Origin of the sequence: Occallatibacter sp. (genome assembly GCF_036502485.1) — a bacterium.
Taxonomy (GTDB): domain Bacteria; phylum Acidobacteriota; class Terriglobia; order Terriglobales; family Acidobacteriaceae; genus Telmatobacter.
Genome location: NZ_DASXYM010000038.1, coordinates 37458 through 58322, shown reverse-complemented (window position 1 = coordinate 58322; position 20865 = coordinate 37458). Strand labels below are relative to the sequence as shown.

Genomic DNA, 20865 nt, shown 5'->3' with positions numbered 1-20865 from the left:
TCTGGGCGGGAGAAATCCCACCCCAGGCCGAGGCACCGGAGCACACTCAGACATTTCAGGAGCAAGCCATGTTTAATCCGCTGAAGATGCAGGAAATGATGCAGCAGGCCAACCAGATGAAAGAGGAGATGCAGCACAAGCTGGAGCAGACGGTGGTGGAGGCATCGAGCGGAGGCGGCGCGGTGACCGCAACGATGAACGGCAAGAAGCAGCTGCTGAAGCTCAAGATCGATCCTGCGGCGGTGGCTTCGCTCAGCGGGCCTAATGCGGATGTGGAGATGCTCGAAGACCTGATCGTCGCCGCCGTGAATGCGGCCGGCCAGAAGGCAGAAGACGTGATGCAGTCGAGTTTGAAAGGCATGCTGGGCGGCCTGAACATTCCGGGATTAACGTAGCAGGCGGATTGAGATGCGCCGCTATGTAGACGCGACCTGCGCAGGGTCCTGGCTTCGCGATGTGGAGCAGTCGCGGTAAGCTGCACACAAATTTCATAGGAGGAAGCCGAGGGGTGTCACGTTTTGCGGAACCGATGGCGCGGCTCATCGAGGAGTTGAAGAAGCTGCCCGGCGTAGGAACCAAGAGCGCGCAGCGGTTCGCGTTCCACATTCTGCGCGGCAGTGACGAAGACGCGGTCGCGCTGGCTGATGCGGTGCGCGGATTGAAGGCGAGCCTGCGGCTGTGCTCCATCTGCAACAACGTTACCGATGTGGATCCCTGCGTCTTCTGTGCGAGCCCTGTCCGCAACCAGCGCCAGGTATGCGTAGTGGAGGAGGCGACCAGCATTGGCGCCGTGGAACGGACGCGCTACCAGGGCGTTTACCACGTGCTGCACGGAACGCTGTCTCCGCTGCATGGCGTGGGGCCGGAGCAATTGCGCACATCCGGCCTGGTGACGCGGGCACTGAGTGGCGTTATTGACGAGGTGATTCTGGCCACCAGCCCGACCCTGGAGGGCGAAGCTACGGCGAACTGGCTGGCCTCCGCGCTACGCGAAAGCAAAGTGCGCGTGACCCGCATTGCCACCGGCGTACCGGCAGGAAGCGATATTGAATATGCCGATGAGGTGACGATGGCACGGGCCCTCGAAGGCCGACGAGAGCTGTAGAGAGTATGGTGTGAAGAAAAAACGTGTGTACGTTCGATGAATCAGCGAATCTTTCGCTAATCCAGAGGATCGAGTCTCTGGTCCCTTAAGCGACGCTGCGCACCGGCGGCGCCGCATTCTGCAGTCGGCGGATGAGTTCCTGCGGATGCACGGGCTTGACCAGCACCTCAAAGCCGAGGTCGCCAGCCTTGGATCTGGCGATCATGTCGGCGGTCGCGGTCTGACCGGATAGCAGGAATACGCGTATGTCCGGCAGGATGCCGCGCATCTGGATGGCGGCCTCCACGCCGTTGAGATCCGCCATCAGGACATCTGAAATCAACATGTCCGGACGGAAGGTGGGAGCCACTTCGAGGGCCTTGCTGCAGGTGTAGACGGCGCGCGCGTCAAATCCGCCTTGATTCAGGATGAGAGCAAGGGTGTCGGCGATCAGCTTCTCGTCGTCAGCAATGAGGACTCTGGGTTTGGAATTCATATAGGGTACTCGTTACCACATTTAGATGCGCGATAACGTTGTCAGGTGGTCTGGCCCCCAACGAATACTGAAACGATTTTCTCGTGCCTGATTAAACCAGGGTGCCGGGCTAGGAAAAGGGATTCCTTTCGAACCGTTGCCACGCCCGAAGGGTCACAGGGCGCGACGCGCCGGGCATTCGGAACGGAGCTAATTCACGCTGCGCAATTTGCTGAGAAGATCCTGGGGGTGAACTGGCTTGGCCAGAATCTCGAAATCATACCCCTGGGCGTGCGCCTTCTCCAGCAGATCGGCAGTCGCGGCCTGGCCGGAAAAGAGGAGAATCTTGATGGAGGGAAGCAAGGCGCGGATGCGGATAGCAGCGTCAATGCCGTTGAGATCGGCCATGATGACGTCGGAGATAAGCATGTCGGGCTTGAATTCGGGCGCCAATTCCAGCGCCTTTTCGCCGGAGTAGACGGCGCGCGCCTGGAACCCGCTCTGGTTCAGGATCATGGCCAGGGTATCGGCAATCACCCTCTCGTCGTCGGCAACAAGGACTTTCGGCTTGGTAATGGTGTCGGGCATAGGCTCCTGAACAGACATCTGATGCGATGTCCCCATTTTAGTGTACTTGGGGGAAAGTGCGACCTGGGTCAGTCTACGGCAGAACCGCCAGACCTGTGTAGCACTTCTTCAATGATACGCTCAACTTGAGCACACCCGCCGGGTCCGCGTGATCGGTCTGCACGGATGATCACATTTTACCTGACTACATAATTGCAATCTTTGAATTGCAACTAATCTGCAGCATCTACGCCACTTTCCCATGGAGAAAGACGCATGCAGGAAGCCTCTCTTCAGACCGATGCCCGCGCCGTCGCCGGTGAGGCGATCATCCGGGCCGAAAAGATAGAGAAGTACTATGCGCAGCCCAGTGAAAACAGAATCCAGGTAATCTCCGCAACAGATCTCAATATTCTACCGGGCGAAATTCTGGCGCTTCTGGGGCCGTCGGGGTCAGGCAAGTCGACCATGTTGCGGATGCTGTCGGGCCTGTCGCGGCCTTCCGCGGGGCAGGTCTACTGGCATGAGAGGCCCATATCGCAGACCCAGATCAATGTCTCCATCGTGTTCCAAAGCTTTGCGCTTTTCCCCTGGATGACGGTGCTGGAGAATGTAGAGGCTCCGCTGGTGGCGAGGGGGGTGGATCCCGGAGAGCGAGAAGAGCGCAGTCTGCGCATGATCGACACGGTGGGGCTGGCGGGATTTGAAGGTGCGTATCCCAAGGAGCTCTCCGGCGGCATGCGGCAGCGGGTAGGCTTTGCCCGGGCCCTGGTTGTGGAACCTGAAGTGCTATTTATGGATGAGCCGTTCAGCGCGCTGGATGTGCTGACGGCGGAGAATCTGCGCAGCGAGCTGCTGGAGCTCTGGTCAAAGAAGACCATGCCCACCAAAGCGGTTTTCATTGTGACGCACAACATTGAAGAGGCGGTACTGCTGGCCGATCGCATTATCGTGCTGGGGCGGAATCCCGGTCATATCCGCACGGATTTCAGGGTACAGCTTCCGCAGTTGCGCGACCGCAAGTCTGAAGCGTTCACGCAACTTGTGGACTACATCTACAAGGTGCTGACGCGGCCGGATGTTCCGGCGGAAGAGGTGCCCGACCAGACGGGCAAGAAGGTGCGCGACCAGCGGCAGATGAAGTACCAGATGCTACCGCATGCGCGGCCCGGCGGCATGGCCGGATTGCTGGAGTTACTGCTGGACAAGGGCGGGCGCGACGACATCTATCGTTTGGCCGACGATCTTGCCTTCGAAATCGACGATCTCTTCCCTATCGTCGAAGCCGCGCAGTTGCTGGGTTTCCTCAAGGTGGAAGAAGGCGACGCAAACATTACGGAGAACGGCGCCGAGTTTGCGAACTCCGAGATTTTGCGGCAGAAGGAAGTGTTCCGCGATGCGGCGCTTGGCAACGTTCTGCTGCTGCGGCAGATCCGGCGGGCACTGGAGTCGAAGAGCGATCACACCGTTCCCGAGGACTTCTTTCTCGACATGCTGGATGAGCAGTTCAGCGAGGATGAGTGCCTCCGGCAGATGGAAACGGCCATCACCTGGGGACGCTACGCGGAGTTGTTCGACTTCGACGCATCGCGGCGAAGATTTGTGCTCCCCGATGCGCAGGAAGAAGAGGCTACCGCTGACGAGGCTGCGCATTGAGCGCGCCCCAGCATCCCTTCGCGCGCACCCTGGTGATGGTGCGCACGTGGCCCTTTGTGCTGGACGTGGGCGTGGCGTTCTGCGGGCTGGCACTTTTTTTCGCGGTTCTGCACATTGCGCGCTACTGGATGGGGACACCGGAGCCGGTGGTTCCCATTTCGCACTCGGCGCGGGTATTGCCGCTGTATGCGTTTTATTCGCTGTTCCGCATCGGCATCGCCTACCTGCTGAGCCTCACGTTTGCCATCGCGTACGGCTACGCTGCGGCGCGCAATCCGCGGCTTGAACCGTGGATGATCGCGGTGCTCGATGTACTGCAGTCCATCCCGGTGCTGAGCTTTCTGCCGCCGGTGGTGCTGGCCATGGTGTCGCTGGTTCCCGGGCATCAGCTTGGCATTGAGATGGGTGTCATCCTGTTGATCTTCACCGGGCAGGTATGGAACCTGGCGTTCAGCTTCTACTCGTCCCTTAAGTCGATTCCGCGGGAGATGATGGAGGCTTCGCTCATCTATCGCTACTCGGCGTGGCAGCGCTTCTGGCAGCTTGAAATGCCCTATGCGGCCATCGGGCTGGTGTGGAATTCGATTGTGTCCGTCGCGGGCGGGTGGTTCGCGCTGATGCTGTGCGAGATGTTCACCATGGGCGACCGCAACTTCCAGCTACCGGGGCTGGGGAGTTACATTCAGTCTGCGGCCAACGGGGGCGATGTGGCGGCGCTGCTGAGCGGCATCGCCATGGTGATCCTGATTGTGGTGGCGACCGACCAACTGGTGTGGCGCCCGCTGATTGCCTGGAGCGACAAATTCAAGTTCGAGCAGGTGGAGTCGGCCGATCGCGTGACTTCGCCGGTGCTGGAGATGATGCGCAGGTCGACGCTGCTCAACGGGCTTCCCGGGCGGCTGTGGGCTGGCATTCAGCAGCCCATCTACCGCAGGCTGGCGCGCTCGCGCGAACGCGAGACGTTTCACCCCATTGATGAAGAGGCCGAACAGCGCAAGGGCGCAATGGCGTTCTGGATGGTGGCGGCCGCAGTGGTCATCGCGGGGGTGTGGGCGCTCATGCAGGCGGTCGTGATGCTGCGCGCCATCACCGGCCATGAAATGCTGCATCTGCTGGCGGGGGCTGCGGCCACCTTCCTGCGGGTCAACGCGGCACTGCTGATTTCCGCGCTGTGGACCGTGCCGGTGGGAGTGGCAATCGGATTCAACCCGCGGCTGGCGCGGGTGGTGCAGCCGCTGGCGCAGGTATTGGCTTCAGTGCCCGCCTCGGCGTTTTACCCGGTGCTGCTGCTAGGGCTGCTGAAGATTGGCGGAGGCGTGGGCATCGGTTCCATCGCGCTGATGCTTCTGGGCACGCAGTGGTACATCCTGTTCAACGTGATCGCGGGCGCCATGTCGATTCCTTCAGACCTGCGCGAAGTGGCAACGCTGTTCCGCTTTACGCGCTGGCAGCGGTGGACGCGGCTGATTCTGCCCGGGATTTTTCCCTATCTGATTACGGGGATGGTGACGGCATCAGGAGGCGCGTGGAACGCGTCGGTAATGGCCGAGTACGCGAAGGTCAAGGACCAGACGCTGGAAACTATCGGGCTGGGAGCGGAGATCAGTTCCGCAACGGATCACGGCCGCTTTGCCATCATTCTGGTGGCTACGATCCTCATCTCGCTGATGGTGATTACGGTGAACCGGCTGCTATGGCGGAGGCTCTATCGGCTAGCGGAGACGCGGTTCAAGCTGGAAGGATAAACGGAGACGAAAGGCATGATCAGGGTCGGTATTGTCGGTTTCGGAATGGGCGCGCGGGTGTTTCATGCCCCGCTGATTGCGTCCGTGGAAGGCTTGCAACTGGCTGCCGTTGTGGAACGGCAATCCGATCAGGCCGCGGAGCGCTACCCGGACATCGTCACGTATCGCTCACTGGACGAGATGCTCGGAGACCGCTCGCTCAATCTGATCGTGGTGGCCACGCCCAGCGGGTCGCACTTTGATGTAGCACGGCAAGTGATCGAAGCCGGCAAGCACCTGGTGGTCGACAAACCGGTGGCCGTTTGCGCCGGCGAAGTCGCGGAGTTGATTTCCCTGGCGCGGCAGCGCGGCGTGATGCTGGTTCCCTTCCACAATCGGCGCTGGGATGGAGATGTGCTTACCGTGCAGAAGGTGCTGCGGGAAGGTTCTCTGGGGCGCCTCGTGTATGTGGAGTCGCGCATGGACCGCTGGAGCCCCGGAGCCACGCGGCGGGCTTGGAAGAACGAGCCCGAGCAGGGCGGCGGCCTCTTGCTTGATCTGGGGACGCACCTCATCTATTTAGCTCTGGTTCTGTTTGGAGAGCCGCTGGGCGTGAGCGCAGAGGTCGATCGCGAGCGGGAGGGCGAGGGCGCCGACGATTCGTTCACCTTACGCTTGCGCTATGAGGGACTGCGCGTGACGCTGGGGTCGAATTTGCTTTCGTCGCCCGCAGGACCGCGCTTCTTGCTTAGGGGAACGCAGGGGAATTTTCGCAAGTCCGGCCTCGATCCGCAGGAAGCGGAGCTGAACAAGATCACCCGCATTGAAACACCGCACTGGGGCGAGGAATCGCGGGAACAGTGGGGCACGCTTACCATCAGCGCAGATGGCAGCATGGAAACCCGGCCGGTGGAAACGGTTCCCGGAGATTACCGGAAGTTCTATGAAGGCGTGCGCGATGCGATGTTGGGACAGGCGGAACCGCCGGTGCCGGCCGTGGAAGCGTGGCGCGCGGCCATGATCGTGGATTGGGCCAGGCAGAGCGCGGAGGAGCGGCGGGAGATTCCCTGCGACTGGAATTGCGAGCCGGTTTGAAGCATCGGCGTAGCTTTCGGCGACAGGGTTCCGGTCGTGCGCACCACAGCGGGTCAGGTATTTACATACCTAAGCAGAAATTATTTCAAAACAGAACTTCCGTAAAGTCACGTTCTTTGCGACAATGGCTGTGAAGTCATGCGCGCATCCCTGTTTATCACGTGCTACAACGACACGCTTTTTCCGGAGACCGGGCGTGCGGTGGTGGCAGTACTGGAGCGGCTGGGCGTGGACGTGGAGTTCAGGCCGGCGCAGACGTGTTGCGGCCAGATGCACGCAAACACTGGGTTTCAGGGCGAGGCCTTCAGCCTGGCAAAGAAGTTTGTAAAGCTATATGCGGATGCCGAGGCGGTGGTAATACCGTCGTCGTCGTGCGTAGCGATGATTCGGGACCAGTACCCGCTTTTGTTCGAGGAACTCGGAAACGAAGAACTGCGCAGTCAATTTCGCGCGCTGCTGCCGCGGGTGTACGAGCTGAGCGAATTCCTTTTGGACGTGCTGGATGCTGAAGACGTGGGCGCCTACTTTCCGCATCGCGTGACGTATCACGCCACTTGTCATGGATTGCGCGCGCTGGAACTCGGGGATAGGCCATTTCGTCTGCTCAATAAGGTGAAGGGGCTGGAACTCGCGCCCCTCGACCATCTGGATCGCTGTTGTGGATTTGGCGGCACGTTCAGCGTGAAGAACGCGGAAGTGTCAAGCGCGATGATGACGGCCAAACTGCAGGATGTGATGGCCACGCGCGCGGAGTTTTGCACGGCCCTGGATAACAGCTGCCTGATGCATCTGGGCGGTGCAATGCATCGCGAATTCGCGGCCATGCGGACCATTCATATGGCACAGATCCTGGCCAGCACCCGCGAGCATCCGGCGGAGGTGGCGTGATTCATCCGGTAATGGATCCGAAGCTCGCGCCGCCCTTCCCACAGGCCGCCTTGCCGGTGCTGCGCAATACCCAACTACGCAAGAACGTGGCGCACGCCACCGACGTGATCACAGCCAAGCGCGCCCGCCTGGTTGCGGAAAAGAGCGACTGGCGCGCGCTGCGCGATTCGGCATCCGAGTTGCGCATGCATGTGCTCGAGAATCTCGGAACGTATCTCGAGCAGTTTGAAGAGCGCTGCACGGCCGCCGGCGGCGTGGTCCACTGGGCCGCGGATGCCGCAGAGGCGCGGCAGATCATTCTCGGTATCCTGCGCGAGGAACGCGCGAAAGAAGTCATCAAGATCAAGACGATGACCTCGGCCGAAATTCAGCTCAATCCGTTTCTGGCCACAAACGGAATTCAAGCGCACGAGACGGATTTGGCCGAGATCATTCTGCAGCTTGGGAACGATGAGCCTTCGCATATTGTGGTTCCGGCTCTGCATGTGAACCGCAGCCAGGTGCGCGAGATCTTTGCGCGGCGCATGGATTTACCAGAGTTGAGCGACAATCCGCAGGAGTTGACCGCGGCGGCACGCACTTATCTGCGTAGCAAGTTTCTTGCCGTCCCTAGCGCGATCAGCGGCGCCAACTTTCTGATCGCTGAAACGGGCGGCGTCGCTGTGGTCGAGTCCGAAGGCAACGGCCGCATGTGCTTAACGCTGCCGCGCACCATGATCACCCTGGCCGGCATTGAGAAGGTGATCCCGCGTTATCAGGACCTCGAAATCATGCTGCAGGTGCTGGCGCGGTCCGCCACTGGCGAACGCATGAATCCCTACACGAGCTTGTGGACGGGCGTGACGAAAGAGGATGGTCCCCAGAACTTTCATGTGGTGCTGCTCGACAATGGCCGCTCGGAGATCCTGAGGAACGAGCGCGAACGCCAGACGCTGAAATGCATACGCTGCGCGGCCTGCATGAATGCGTGCCCGGTGTACCGGCAGACTGGCGGCCATGCGTATGGCAGCGTGTATCCCGGGCCGATCGGGGCGATTCTCACTCCGCAATTGCTGAAGATGGAGTTTGCGCAGAGCCTGCCTTTCGCCAGTTCTCTCTGTGGGGCTTGCTATGAAGTTTGCCCGGTGAAGATCAATATTCCGGAGAGCCTGATCGATCTCAGAGCCAGAGTGACCGACCAGGAGCGCCAGGAGGAGCGGCGGTTCTTCGATCCCCTGTATGTGGGTATGCGCATGGCGAGCAAGGTGTTCGCCAGCGCGGGGCGGTTCCGCGCGGCGCAACGCATGGCACGCATCGGGCTGAAGGCGTTCACGGGAAGAGACGGCTGGATTCGGGGCTTGCCAGGGTATGGTGCACGCTGGACGATGACGCGCGATTTGCGCGGCATTCCCGAACAGAGCTTTCGCGACTGGTGGACGGCACGCGACAACGGGAAGGCGAAGCCATGAGCGCGGCTGGATCACGCGCGGCAGTGCTGGACAGGATTCGCTCTGCGACCCCCGACGCCTCAACGCATGCGCATGAAGAGTACGAGCGAATCGCACGCGGATATCGCATGAGCGGGAACCTGACCCCGCGCCAATGCGTGGAGCTGATGATTGAGCGGCTGCGCGAATATGACGCTGAAGTTGTGGAGTGTGGACCGTGCGAATTGCAGGCTGCCATTGCAGCGCAGATTGAGAAGAGCGGTTGCCGGATGTTGGCGGCACCCCGTGGATTGCCGCGCGAGTGGATGGATGCAAAGTTTGATTGGCGCGTGGATCACGGCCTGGCACACGAGGAGATTGAGAAGGCCCATGGAGTGGTCACGGCTGCTACATGCGGAGTTGCAGAGTCGGGGACGATCGTCCTGCACCACACGCCGGCAGAGGGCCGGCGCGTTTTGACGCTGCTGCCGGACTGGCATCTATGCGTGCTGAGACAATCCCAGGTCGTAGAGACGCTCCCCGAGTATTTCAAGGTTTGCGGCGGGCCGGCTCCGGCCTTGGCGACGTTCATCTCAGGGCCCAGTGCGACGGCCGATATTGAGATGACGCGCATCAAGGGCGTGCACGGACCGCGATTCCTCAACGTCATTGTCGTTCGCGATCAGCTGGGTTGATCGGGCTTATTTGTTCCTGTAGAGCCGGCCAAGGGAGGCAGCATGAGTTTGTCAGAATCGGTTGCATTCGACCGCGTAGTAGAGGCGCTGGACAACTTCCGCATTGAGATTCCTTCGTGGGGATTTGCGAACACCGGGACCCGGTTCGGTAAATTTGTTCAGGCGGCGGCGGCTTCTACCATTGAAGAAAAGTTTGCCGATGCCGGCGAGGTAAACCGGCTGACGGGCGCCACGCCTACGCTCGCCCTGCACGTACTGTGGGATCTGCCCGGCGGCAGCCCGCACGACGTAGCGAACGTACGCGCGCTCGAGCGCCGCTACGGAGTACGAGCGGGATCGATCAATCCAAATCTGTTTCAGCATCAGGAGTACAGGTACGGTTCGCTGTGCAGTCCCTCGGCTGAGGTGCGCGCGCAGGCTCTGGCGCACATGGTCAAGTCGATTGAGATGGGCCAGCAGCTTGGCTCGCGCGATGTTTCGTTGTGGCTCGCGGATGGATCGAATTATCCGGGGACGCAGAGTATTCGCAAGCGCATTGAATGGCTCGAGGATGCGCTACGGACGTCGCATGCGCACTTGGCGCCAGAACAGCGTCTTCTGGTGGAATACAAGCCGTTTGAGCCTGCGTTCTATCACACCGACATTGCCGACTGGGGGATGGCCATGCACCTGGCGCGTGAGGCCGGCCCGCAGGCGCGCGTGCTGGTAGATACTGGCCATCACTACGCTACGCAGAACATCGAGCAGATTGTGGCATGGCTGCTGCATACCGGTATGCTGGGTGGATTCCACTTCAACGACCGCCGCTATGCCGACGACGATCTGACGCTCGGCTCCATCGATCCCTACCAGGTGTTCCGCATCTTTCATGAGATTCACGCGGCCGCGAGTGATGAAGTGGAACTGGACATCGCCTTCATGATTGACCAGAGCCACAATCTCAAGGGCAAGATGGAAGCGATGGTGCAGACAGTTGTGACCGCGCAGGAAATCTGGGTAAAGGCCGCGCTGGTGGATCGCGGCGAGCTGGCGGAGTTGCAGACTGCCTGCGAACTGGTGAAAGCTGAGGAGACGTTCCGCGGCGCGTTTTGGCTGGACGTACGCCCAATGGTGGCGGCGTGGCGGGAGAAGCGCGGAATCCCTGCCGATCCGCTGGCCGCTTTGCGCGCGAGCGGATACGTGGAGCGCATCACGCGCGAGCGCGGCAGCCGCGCCGTGGGCGTTGCAAGTTACGCATAGGCTGAAATTGGATTGAACTGGTATTTGACACGAGGAGATTTATGAGCACGCCGAGTATTGTTTCCCCTACCCTGAAGTTCCTGGAAGATCGCTGGGATGACCGCGTGGCCGTCGGCCTGGATGAACCGGAGCTGCTTCGCTATCGCTCCAACCTGCTCGGGTCAGACCTGCGCATCACCAACTTTGCAGGCGGCAACACGAGTTCGAAGGTGATGGAGACAGATCCGTTGACCGGCGGACCCGTCGAAGTGCTGTGGGTCAAGGGCTCTGGTGGCGACCTGGGCAGCATCAAACGCGCCGGCTTTGCCACGCTTTATCTTGACAGCCTGCTCACGCTGGAGCGCAGCTATAAGGGTGTGGACGCCGAAGATGCGATGGTGGAGATGTACCCGCTGTGCACGTTCCGCAACAATCCCACGGCTGCGTCCATCGATACGCCGCTGCATGGATTCCTTCCCTTCCCGCATGTAGACCATCTTCATCCGGACTGGGGCATTGCGCTGGCCGCCTCGGGCAACGGCAAAAGGAAAATGGACGAGTTCAATCGCGAGTTCGGGCACCGGCTGGTGTGGGTGCCGTGGCAGCGGCCGGGGTTTGAGCTGGGTCTCATGATGCGGCGGGCGCTCGATCAGAATCCCGGATGCGACGGCATTGTGCTGGGCGGCCATGGGCTCTTCACGTGGGGACAGACGCAGCGCGAGTGCTATCTGAATACCATCACAGTCATCGATCAGATCGGCCAGTTCATCGCGCGCCATGGCGAGCAGAAAGGGCCAGAGCGGTTCGGGGGCGAGCTGGTGCCTTCGCGCACGGACCGGCAGAAGCTGGCGGTTGCAATCGCCCCGTATCTGCGCGGGCGCGTGAGCACGCAGAACCGGTGGATTGCCAACTTCAGCGACGCGCCCGACGTGCTCCAATTTGTGAATTCGCACTTTGCGAAGGACCTGGCCTTTTTGGGTACAAGCTGCCCCGACCACTTCATCCGCACCAAAATCCGGCCCTTGTTTGTGCCGTGGGGTGTCGATGGGGATTTGACTGCACTGAAGAAGAACATCGAGGAAGGATTGGCCGAGTATCGCCAGCTTTATCGCGACTACTATCACCAGTTCGCTACGGCAGATTCACCTGCGCTGCGCGACACAAGCCCGACGGTGGTGCTGATCCAGGGACTGGGGATGTTCAGCTTCGGCACGAACAAGACCGAGGCGCGCATCGTAGGCGAGTTTTACACCAACGCGATCCATGTAATGGAGGGCGCAAGCCTGCTGGCCGAGGGCGAAGTGACGGACGTGCTGCCGCAATGCGGTGAGAGCACGGATCCGAACAGCTTCAAGATGTTTGCAAACTACGTGGCTCTGCCGCCGCTGGAAGCGTTCAAGATCGAGTACTGGGCTTTGGAAGAGGCGAAGATTCGCCGCCGCCCCGCTGAGAAGGAACTGAGCCGCCGCATCGCGCTCGTCGTGGGCGGAGGCAGCGGGATTGGACGCGAAGTGGCCATCAAACTGGCGCAGCGCGGCGCCCATGTGGTGATTGCCGATCGTGACGAAGCAGGTGCGCAGCGCGTTGCCGACGAACTGGCGGCCATCGCGTCGAAAGAATTTGTGCGCGCGACGGCAGTGGACATTCGTAATCGGGAGGCCATTGCCGCGGCCCTGGATGCGACGGTAGCGGCGTTCGGAGGCATCGACATTCTGATCAACACGGCCGCTCTGTTTCCGTCGTCGCCCGATGGAGTCGTCAACCAGGCGATGTGGGGAACGACGCTCGAAATCAACGTCACCGCAAACTACCTGCTTGCCAATGAGGCCGGAAAGGCGTTCAAAGAGCAGGATCTCGACGGCGCCGTGGTGCTGACAAGTTCAGCGAACGCCGTGGTGCCGAAGCGCGGCAGCGAGGCGTATGACGTGAGCAAAGCCGCGGTGTCGCACCTGGTACGCGAACTCGCCGTCGGTATGGCGCCCAAGGTTCGCGTGAACGGCGTAAACCCGGCGACCGTGGTGAAGGGATCGACGATGTTTCCGAGAGATCGTGTGCGGGTATCGCTGACGAAATATGGCATTGCGTTCGATGAGTCAATGAGCGATGAGGACCTGCGCGGGCTACTGGCGAACTTCTATGCGCAGCGAACGCTGACGCATCAGCCCATCGAGCCAGGCGACTGCGCGGAGGCGATCGTCTTCCTCGCGAGCCCCAGGACGCGCTGCACCACAGGGCACCTGATTCCAGTGGATGGCGGTTTACCGGAGGCGTTCCTGCGGTAGCGTCCAATCCAGCAGAAGAAAGGCCGGCCTGATCGCGTCGGCCTTTCCCTTTATGCCACTGCCTGAACAGTGCCGCGGCCGATGAGTTCCTCGACGCGCTCGATCCAGCCCTTGTCAGCCGCCACAGCCATCTGATCCGGCTCGAGAATCACAGCGTACTCGCCCTTCTTCTCGAGTTGCAGCATGACCTTGCCGGGACCGGGTGCGGCCTCAGCCGCAGACTTCAAGCTCGCGAACAGTTCCTCTGTGGCGCGATCCAGATTGATGCGGATGCGCACGCCGCCCGGCAGCTTCACCTTCACTGCATCCAGAGGCTGCACGCCGCTGATGGAAATCTTGGGCGCCGAATCTTCTTCGCCCATGAGCGTCCCGCGAATCAGCACCGGCGCTTCGGTCTTGAGTTGTTCGCCCAGGCGCTCATAGTCGCGGGAGAAACAGATCACCTCGATCTTGCCGGTCGCGTCTTCAAGCTGGCCCATGGCGTAGATCTTACCGTCGCGCTTGCTTTTGCGCGGCGACATGCCAAGCAGCGTGCCCGCCACCTGGAGTTCATCGGAAGGATCGGCCTGCTTGCCCCAAACGCGCTCCGGCGGCTTGCGCTCAAGCGCTTCAGCCACGGAGATGACGCCGGGCAAATTGCGCAGCTTCTCCGCGTATTTGTCGAGCGGATGGCCGGAGACGAAGAAACCGAGCACTTCCTTTTCATTCGTGAGACGCTCGCCCTCTTCCCAATCGGCGACTTTGGGCAGATCGTCGCCGTTCTTCTGCCCATGCGCGGCCGTCTCGTCGAACAATCCAAACAGCCCGTGCTGGCCCTGCTCGCGGTCGCGCTGCGCTTTCTGCGCGCGCTCCATCGCCTTATCCACCGCCCCGAACAACGCTGCGCGCTTGCCAAGTGAGTCCAGCGCGCCTGCCTTGATGAGAGATTCAATCACGCGCTTGTTCATCACGCGCAGATCCACTTTTTCGCAGAACTCCCAAAAGCTGGTGAAACGGCCGCCCACTTCCTCGCGCGCTTTCATGATGGATTCGATCGCGTTGCCGCCGACGTTCTTGATGCCGGCAAGCCCGAAGCGGATAGCCTCATTATGCGGCGTGAACTGCGCGCCGGAGATCTGCACGTCCGGCGGTTCCACCGCGATGCCCATTTCCTTGCACTCGGCGATGTACTTGACGACGTTCTCGGGCTTGGAGACTTCAGAAGTGAGCAGCCCGGCCATGAACTCGGTTGGATAATGAGTCTTGAGATAGGCGGTCTGATAGGAGACAAGACCGTAGGCAGCGGAGTGCGATTTGTTGAAACCGTAGCCCGCGAATTTCTCCATTTGGTCAAACAGCTCCGCGGAGATGTCTTTCGGATGGCCATTCGCCACCGCGCCTGAAATGAAACGATCGCGCTGCTTGGCCATCTCCTCAGGCTTTTTCTTACCCATGGCGCGGCGCAGCAGGTCGGCCTCGCCGAGCGAATAACTGGCGAGCACGTTGGCGATCTGCATCACCTGCTCCTGGTAGACGATGACGCCCAGCGTCTCCTTGAGGATGATCTCAAGCCCAGGCAGCATGTACTCCACTTTGCGACGGCCCCACTTGCGCTCGATGAAGTCGTCCGTCATGCCGCCCTGAATGGGGCCGGGGCGAAACAGCGCTGTGAGCGCGGTGAGTTCTTCGAGCTTTTCGGGCTTGTAGCGCCGCAGCATGTCGCGCATGCCGTTCGATTCGAACTGGAAGACGCCGGAGGTGAGCGCCGCCTGAAAGACTTTCTTGAACGTCTCTTCGTCATCGAGCGGAATTTTCTCAATGTCGACTTCAACGCCACGGTTCTTCTTGATGAGCGCAAGGCACTCCTCAATCACCGTAAGCGTGGTGAGACCGAGGAAGTCCATCTTGAGCAGGCCCATCTTATCGATCGCAACCATGTCGTAGGCGGTCACGATTTCGTCGTTTTTGGTCTTGGCGACGGGAACGAGTTCCGTGAGCGGGCGCGGCGCGATCACCACGGCGGAAGCATGCACGCCGGAGCCGCGCACCAGCCCTTCGAGCTTCTTGGCAGTATCGATCAGTTCGCGGACCGCCGGCTCGGTTTCGTAAATTTTGGCAAGATCGGGCACATCTTCAAGCGCCTTGTCGATCGTCATGCCCACCGTGGCGGGAATCAGCTTGGCAATGCGATCGACATCGCCGTAGGGCATGTCGAGAGCGCGCCCGCAATCCTTGATGGCGCCTTTTGCGGCCATGGTGTTGAAGGTGATGATCTGCGCCACCTGCTCGCGGCCGTACTTGCGCGTGACGTAATCAATCACTTCGCCGCGCCGGTTCATGCAGAAGTCCACGTCGATATCGGGCATGGACACGCGCTCGGGATTGAGGAACCGCTCGAACAGCAACACGTTCTGCATGGGATCGATGTTGGTGATCTCCATGCAATAGGCCACCAGGGATCCGGCGCCGGATCCGCGGCCCGGTCCTACAGGGATCCCGTTGTCGCGCGCGTACTTGATGAAATCCCAGACAATGAGGAAGTAGCCTGAGTACTTCATCTGGTGAATAATGCCGATTTCATAGTTCAGCCGGGCTTCATACTCAGCAAGAGACTTGCGCAGCTGGCCGGTGGACTCGAGGTGGTGAATGGCCGTGTCGCGACGCTTCTTGAACCCCTCGCGGCAAACAAATTCGAAGTAGCTGTCGATGGTGTGACCATCCGGCACATCCATCTGCGGAAATGGATTGTCGACCGGGTGCAGCTTGAAGTTGCAGCGCTCTGCGATCTCCATGGTGCGCGAGAGCAGGCTGGGATTGTCGGGGAACAGGCGCGCCATCTCATCGCCGCTCTTGACGAAGAACTGGTCGGAGTCGAACTTGAATCGGTCGGTATCGTGGATCTTGGCGCCGGTCTGCACACAGAGCATCACGTCGTGGGCGTGCGAGTCCTCGCCGCACAGGTAGTGCGAGTCGTTGGTGACCAGCATGGGGATGCCGAGTTCCTTCTCCAGCCGGAAGAGATCGTTCTGGATCTTGCGCTCGGCTGCGAGGCCCTGGTCCTGGATTTCGAGATAGAAGTTGCCCTTGCCGAAGATGTTCTGGTATTGCAGCGCAGCCGCCTTGGCCTTCGAGTAGGCGGTCTCGGCATCCCACTTCCCGTGCTCGTTGTGCAGGTACTCGCAAAGCTCGCCGCTCAGGCAGCCGGAGGTAGCGATCAGCCCCTCGGAGTGCGTGGCCAGGTACTGTTTGCTGATCCGCGGCTTGCGATAGAAGCCGTGCAGGGAAGCCTCAGAGGTAATGCGAATGAGGTTGCGGTACCCCTCTTCGTTCTCCGCCAGCACCAGCAGGTGGTTATAGTCGTCGCCTTGGGCCGGCGCGCGATGGTCCTCGTTCTTGCACACGTAGAGTTCGCAGCCGAGGATGGGCTTGATTCCCTTCTCCTTGGCGGCGTTGAAAAAGTGCACGGCGCCGTAGATATTGCCGTGGTCGGTCATGGCCACGGACTTCTGGCCGAGCTTGGCGACGCGGTCGACCAGCTTTTTCACGTCGCAGGCGCCGTCGAGAAGAGAGTATTCGGTGTGCAGATGGAGGTGCGTAAATTCAGGCATGTCTGATTCAATTCTAGTCTCTGAACAGATGCAGCAGAGCAGCCCGGCCGCTGAGGAAAAGGCGGTACGGAATGTGCTGAAAACGCTACATTTGGTCTGGATCAGGGTTCCTGGAGTGATCCGGAACGGAGTCGGCAGGGATCGTCTGGCCGTGCCGGGATTATCAGTCGGTCTTCCGTTCCAATGCGGAAAGCGGTTCCCGGGCGCAGCAGTTAGGAATTCCTGATGACCTTTTACATTCCTTATGCTTTTCGGTCATTGCCGAGCTGCCGATTTTAGGGCATGGTGAGTGTATCGGGGATATTGGCAGAGCGGGGTTTTGGGAAATGAAGAGCTTCTTGGCTTTCTCTACAGTGGTGTTGATCGGCGCCTTGTCCGCAGCGGGTCAGAGTGTTCTTGCCGCTCCGGCTCCCGGTCCAGTCCCGGCTGATGCTCAGATGCCGGCCCCTGCGCCCGCGCAAACCGCCTCGCCGGACGCCGCCATTCCCGTTCCGTCGACCATACCGGGGTCGATCATCCGCGCCAGCGAACAGGCCGGGGAACTGCCTGATGCGGTGCAAACGCTGACGAGCTTGACGGCTGCCGACGCCAGGTTTGACGTGGAGCGCCTGATGAACATTCTCCGGGACAAGCGCCACGAGGGCTGGGTGCTGGCCGCGTATCCCGACCCCAAAACGGGTCAGCCGCTGATCGGCGCCGGATTCAGCCTGGATCTGCCGGAACGCATTCATCTGCAGCGCGACCCGCTCAATTCCCACCCATTCCTCGAGCCGTCTTCCGCCGAGCTGTGGCGGGCTGCTGGACTGCAACCAGCGCGCCTGGATGCGATTCTGGGCGAGTTCCATGACCGCCTTGATGCCTGGGATAAGAAGGGCTTTCGCCGCCAGATCTGGTCGCTCGAACCGCAAATCACGGAGGAGGACGCCAACGCCCTGCTCCGCGTTGGAATCGTTCAGGCCATCTACAACGCCAAGGCGTACTGCCGGAACTTCGACCGGCTCACCGCCAGCCAGCAGATGGCGATGACCCAGCTTGTGTATCAAATGGGCGTGAACCTGGAGCAGTTCTCAACATTTCTCGGGCTGATCAATCGCAGCAACGGAAATGGGCCCGACGAGTCAGCGTTGGCGAGGGCCGACGCGCACTACTGGAAGAGCGTGCAGCTCAGCCTGGTGCAGAGCCAATGGGCACGGCTCTACAGAGATCGCGCCAAAGCCGTGATTGCCATGCTCGATCCCAATTATGGGATGAACCCGTCTGGGGCGGAGCACTCGGTGAGTCGGGTGTTGCGGCCGACACGTACACGACACGCCCATGGAGCGACGCTGCGCAAAGCATCGTACACAACCAGGCAGCACGGGGCAGCGGCAAAAAAGCGCTCTGCGCGAACCAGAAAAAACTAGAACTCGGCGGACGAGGATGCAGCGAGGGCGCGGATCGCTCCGCCCGCTCGCTGTTTCTAAGCAGCTTTGTACTTCTCGACTTGCTCTTTTGCGAGCCATAGCAACAGCAGGAGAGCTTGCGGCTGTATACTCGGCTCGCCATGCTGACACGCAATTCGCGCCTCTTCCTTATCTCTATTTTTCTGCTTCAACTCTGCTCCTCTGTCTTCGCGCAAAACGGATTTGTGCATACTTCAGGGGCCGATGTAGTCGATGGAAATGGAAAGCCGCTCCTGCTGCGCGGCATCAACCTGGGCAACTGGCTGGAGCCCGAGGGGTACATGTTCCACTTCGACGGTGGTCCGCAGTCGCCGCGCGAAATTGAAGACCTTACCACGGAGCTCATCGGGCCACAGAAAGCCGCGGCTTTCTGGAAGCAGTGGCGCGACACCTACATCACGGAAGCTGACATCGATCGCATTCATGCCATGGACCTCAACTCCGTGCGCGTGCCGTTTCACTGGAGATTCTTTGACGCGGATGACGCGGAAGGGTTCGCAATCGTCGATCGCCTTGTGCAGTGGGCAAAGAAGGACGGCGTGTATCTCATCCTCGACCTGCACTGTGCCCCAGGCGGCCAAACCGGCACCAACATCGATGACAGCCGAGGCTACCCTTGGCTCTATACAGATGCGGGCGCACAGGCAAAAACCATTGCAGTCTGGCGGCGGATAGCGAAGCATTATGCCAACGAACCAACGGTACTGGGCTATGACCTGCTGAACGAGCCTATTCCGCACTTCCCTCAACTGCAGCGCTACAACAAGGATCTTGAGCCTCTGTACAAGAGGCTGGTGGCCGCTGTCCGCGAAGCCGACCAGAATCACGTCGTGATTCTCGGCGGCGCGCAATGGGACTCGAACTTCAAGGTCTTCGGAGCGCCCTTCGACAAGAACGTGATCTACACCTTCCACAAATACTGGACCGCTCCTGACGTGAGCGTGATTCGCGAGTATCTCGATTTCCGCGATAAGTATCACGTGCCCATCTGGCTGGGCGAATCCGGCGAGAACAAGGATGAGTGGATCGCGGCCTTCACCAAAACACTGGAAGACAACCACGTGGGCTGGTGCTACTGGCCTTACAAGAAGATGGACGCCGCTTCGAGCCCGGTGACCTTTGATCGCCCCCAGAACTGGGAGGCGGTGGTGAAGCTGGCCGCCATGGCTCCCGGCACCGGCAATGCGGAAAAACGTATCGCCGCACGGCCTTCACCCGAGGATGCGCAGGGCATCTTTGACGACCTGCTCATGAAGGTGCAGTCATCGAACGAGCGCGTGAACGACGGATATGTTCGCGCTCTCGGCCTGCATCCCGTGGCGAAGTAGCTGCACACCCCCCGCAAAAGCGGCGGGGCCGCCTGCCGCTTCCCGCTATACTTACCCAAAGCCTATGCGCCCTCGCATCCTGATTGCCATTACCCTCGTTTGCCTTCCCGCGCTGCTGAGCGGACAGGCTGCTGCAAACCATGTGACGGGCAAAGCTTCCCCCCATATGACAAAGAAACTCTCTCCAGAAGCCGTGCACCAGTCTGCCATCGTAATCGACACGCATGCCGACACCCCGCAGCGTTTCGTCGACGAGAACTTCGACATGGCCGATCCGCTGAAGGGCGGCAACCTGAATCTGGAGTCCGCAAAGAAGGGCAACCTGGGCGCGGAGTTCTTCTCCATCTGGGTGGAGCCGAACCTCTACAAGGGCGAATACGCCAAACGCACCCTCGTGCTCATTGACGCGGTGAAGCAACAGGTCGTTAAGCACCCTGACCAGATGATGCTGGCCGGGAGCGTAGCCGACATTGAGAAGGCGCACCGCGAGCACAAGCTTGCATCCCTGATGGGCATTGAGGGCGGTCATTCCATCGAGGGCTCGCTGGCTCTGCTGCGTCAGTACTACGCGCTCGGCGTACGCTATATGACGCTGACCTGGTCTAACTCCAACGGCTGGGCCGACAGTTCCGGCGACATCGATGATGCCTCGGTGCCGCACACCCAGGACGGCCTCAGCGAATTCGGCAAAGACGTGGTCTACGAGATGAATCGTTTGGGCATGATGGTGGACATCTCGCACGTCTCTGACAAGACATTCTTCTACACCACAAGGATTTCTCGTGCGGCGCTGATCGCTTCCCACTCGTCGGCGCGCGCTCTGGACGACGCTCCGCGCAACATGACTGACAACATGCTGCTGGCCGTGGCGCGCTCCGGTGGTCCTGAATCCAAGGGCGGCGTTGTGCAGGTGAACTACTATTCGGCGTTTCTCTCGCAAGCCTATCGCGACGCACAGAAGGCGCAGAAGCCTGAAGTGGACAAGGCCGTGCAGGCGCTCAAGGACAAAGCCAAGGCGGAAGGCCACGAGCTGACCTACGAGGAGATCTCCAAAGTCCAGCGGCAATACGCCGATCGCATCCCGCGGCCGCCGCTGTCGATTCTCATCGACCACATCGATCACATCGCCAAGGTCGCGGGCGTGGATCACGTCGGACTGGGCTCTGATTTTGATGGAGTGGACGGCCAGTTGCCGGAGGGGATGGATTCCGCAGCCGATCTGCCCAAGATAACGGCGGCCCTGTTGGACCGTGGTTACTCGGCTGAAAATTGCCGAAAAATTCTGGGCGGAAATCTGCTGCGCGTCTTCGGCGAAGTAGAACAGGTAAGCAAGCAGTTGCAGGCAGCGGACCGACCCAAGATCACTGACAAGCAGCCTTTTGATAAACCGCGTAACTAGCTCCCCTCAGCTTTCACAT

Annotated in this window: 16 protein-coding genes; 13 read left to right on the top strand and 3 right to left on the bottom strand. The window is 60.4% G+C overall.

What is annotated here, in order from left to right; all coding sequences use genetic code 11:
* Positions 1-68 precede the first annotated feature (68 nt).
* Both VGL22_RS06310 and recR read left to right on the top strand, forming a co-directional pair.
* On the top strand, positions 69-395 hold the full coding sequence (locus VGL22_RS06310; RefSeq protein ID WP_465266051.1) for a YbaB/EbfC family nucleoid-associated protein: 327 nt from the start codon (positions 69-71) through the stop codon (positions 393-395).
* A gap of 113 nt (positions 396-508) precedes the next feature.
* A complete protein-coding gene (gene recR / locus VGL22_RS06305; protein ID WP_465266050.1) occupies positions 509-1105 on the top strand; it encodes a recombination mediator RecR in 597 nt (198 codons plus the stop codon).
* Between the two features lie 85 nt (positions 1106-1190).
* On the opposite strand, the gene VGL22_RS06300 is transcribed toward recR, so the two are convergent.
* Both VGL22_RS06300 and VGL22_RS06295 read right to left on the bottom strand, forming a co-directional pair.
* Positions 1191-1580, bottom strand: coding sequence for a response regulator (locus VGL22_RS06300; RefSeq protein ID WP_465266049.1), 390 nt, complete (start codon positions 1578-1580; stop codon positions 1191-1193).
* A gap of 189 nt (positions 1581-1769) precedes the next feature.
* Positions 1770-2147 carry a response regulator gene (locus tag VGL22_RS06295; protein ID WP_465266048.1) on the bottom strand — a complete coding sequence of 126 codons (378 nt, stop codon included), beginning with the start codon at positions 2145-2147 and terminating at the stop codon, positions 1770-1772.
* Positions 2148-2402: 255 nt separating this feature from the next.
* Here VGL22_RS06295 and VGL22_RS06290 point away from each other — a divergent pair, with 255 nt between their 5' ends.
* The 8 genes from VGL22_RS06290 (at position 2403) to VGL22_RS06255 (ending at position 13090) form a co-directional block, all read left to right on the top strand.
* Positions 2403-3782, top strand: a complete 1380-nt coding sequence (locus tag VGL22_RS06290) for an ABC transporter ATP-binding protein (RefSeq protein WP_465266047.1) — start codon at positions 2403-2405, stop codon at positions 3780-3782.
* A complete protein-coding gene (locus VGL22_RS06285) occupies positions 3779-5527 on the top strand; it encodes an ABC transporter permease (RefSeq protein ID WP_465266046.1) in 1749 nt (582 codons plus the stop codon). The genes VGL22_RS06290 and VGL22_RS06285 overlap by 4 nt, the downstream gene beginning before the upstream one ends.
* Before the next feature lie 15 nt (positions 5528-5542).
* Entirely contained in the window at positions 5543-6601 is a 1059-nt protein-coding gene (locus VGL22_RS06280) for a Gfo/Idh/MocA family oxidoreductase (RefSeq protein ID WP_465266045.1), read from the top strand.
* A 138-nt stretch (positions 6602-6739) separates the two neighbouring features.
* A complete protein-coding gene (locus VGL22_RS06275) occupies positions 6740-7489 on the top strand; it encodes a (Fe-S)-binding protein (RefSeq protein WP_465266044.1) in 750 nt (249 codons plus the stop codon).
* Positions 7486-8937, top strand: coding sequence for a LutB/LldF family L-lactate oxidation iron-sulfur protein (locus VGL22_RS06270; protein ID WP_465266043.1), 1452 nt, complete (start codon positions 7486-7488; stop codon positions 8935-8937). The genes VGL22_RS06275 and VGL22_RS06270 overlap by 4 nt, the downstream gene beginning before the upstream one ends.
* Entirely contained in the window at positions 8934-9590 is a 657-nt protein-coding gene (locus tag VGL22_RS06265) for a LutC/YkgG family protein (protein ID WP_465266042.1), read from the top strand. The genes VGL22_RS06270 and VGL22_RS06265 overlap by 4 nt, the downstream gene beginning before the upstream one ends.
* A 42-nt stretch (positions 9591-9632) precedes the next feature.
* Positions 9633-10829, top strand: a complete 1197-nt coding sequence (locus VGL22_RS06260) for a sugar isomerase (RefSeq protein WP_465266041.1) — start codon at positions 9633-9635, stop codon at positions 10827-10829.
* A gap of 41 nt (positions 10830-10870) precedes the next feature.
* Positions 10871-13090 carry a bifunctional rhamnulose-1-phosphate aldolase/short-chain dehydrogenase gene (locus VGL22_RS06255; protein ID WP_465266040.1) on the top strand — a complete coding sequence of 740 codons (2220 nt, stop codon included), beginning with the start codon at positions 10871-10873 and terminating at the stop codon, positions 13088-13090.
* Positions 13091-13140: 50 nt separating this feature from the next.
* Here the strand turns inward: VGL22_RS06255 and dnaE are convergent, their stop codons facing one another.
* Complete coding sequence (gene dnaE, locus VGL22_RS06250) at positions 13141-16677, bottom strand: DNA polymerase III subunit alpha (RefSeq protein ID WP_465266039.1); 3537 nt, start codon at positions 16675-16677, stop codon at positions 13141-13143.
* Positions 16678-17114: 437 nt separating this feature from the next.
* On the opposite strand from dnaE, the gene VGL22_RS06245 reads away from it, so the two are divergent.
* The 3 genes from VGL22_RS06245 to VGL22_RS06235 all read left to right on the top strand — a co-directional run bounded on the left by VGL22_RS06245 (position 17115) and on the right by VGL22_RS06235 (position 20846).
* On the top strand, positions 17115-18080 hold the full coding sequence (locus tag VGL22_RS06245) for a lysozyme family protein (protein WP_465266038.1): 966 nt from the start codon (positions 17115-17117) through the stop codon (positions 18078-18080).
* A gap of 116 nt (positions 18081-18196) precedes the next feature.
* On the top strand, positions 18197-19447 hold the full coding sequence (locus VGL22_RS06240) for a glycoside hydrolase family 5 protein (protein WP_465266037.1): 1251 nt from the start codon (positions 18197-18199) through the stop codon (positions 19445-19447).
* Between the two features lie 64 nt (positions 19448-19511).
* On the top strand, positions 19512-20846 hold the full coding sequence (locus VGL22_RS06235) for a dipeptidase (protein ID WP_465266036.1): 1335 nt from the start codon (positions 19512-19514) through the stop codon (positions 20844-20846).
* Positions 20847-20865 lie beyond the last annotated feature (19 nt).

Bases quoted from the DNA above. Each gene is read 5' to 3' on its own strand.
- VGL22_RS06310 (WP_465266051.1), top strand. From the start codon at position 69: ATGTTTAATCCGCTGAAGATGCAGGAAATGATGCAGCAGGCCAACCAG.
- VGL22_RS06300 (WP_465266049.1), bottom strand. From the start codon at position 1,580: ATGAATTCCAAACCCAGAGTCCTCATTGCTGACGACGAGAAGCTGATC.
- VGL22_RS06295 (WP_465266048.1), bottom strand. From the start codon at position 2,147: ATGCCCGACACCATTACCAAGCCGAAAGTCCTTGTTGCCGACGACGAG.
- VGL22_RS06290 (WP_465266047.1), top strand. From the start codon at position 2,403: ATGCAGGAAGCCTCTCTTCAGACCGATGCCCGCGCCGTCGCCGGTGAG.
- VGL22_RS06280 (WP_465266045.1), top strand. From the start codon at position 5,543: ATGATCAGGGTCGGTATTGTCGGTTTCGGAATGGGCGCGCGGGTGTTT.
- VGL22_RS06275 (WP_465266044.1), top strand. From the start codon at position 6,740: ATGCGCGCATCCCTGTTTATCACGTGCTACAACGACACGCTTTTTCCG.
- VGL22_RS06265 (WP_465266042.1), top strand. From the start codon at position 8,934: ATGAGCGCGGCTGGATCACGCGCGGCAGTGCTGGACAGGATTCGCTCT.
- VGL22_RS06260 (WP_465266041.1), top strand. From the start codon at position 9,633: ATGAGTTTGTCAGAATCGGTTGCATTCGACCGCGTAGTAGAGGCGCTG.
- VGL22_RS06255 (WP_465266040.1), top strand. From the start codon at position 10,871: ATGAGCACGCCGAGTATTGTTTCCCCTACCCTGAAGTTCCTGGAAGAT.
- dnaE (WP_465266039.1), bottom strand. From the start codon at position 16,677: ATGCCTGAATTTACGCACCTCCATCTGCACACCGAATACTCTCTTCTC.
- VGL22_RS06245 (WP_465266038.1), top strand. From the start codon at position 17,115: ATGCCGGCCCCTGCGCCCGCGCAAACCGCCTCGCCGGACGCCGCCATT.
- VGL22_RS06235 (WP_465266036.1), top strand. From the start codon at position 19,512: ATGCGCCCTCGCATCCTGATTGCCATTACCCTCGTTTGCCTTCCCGCG.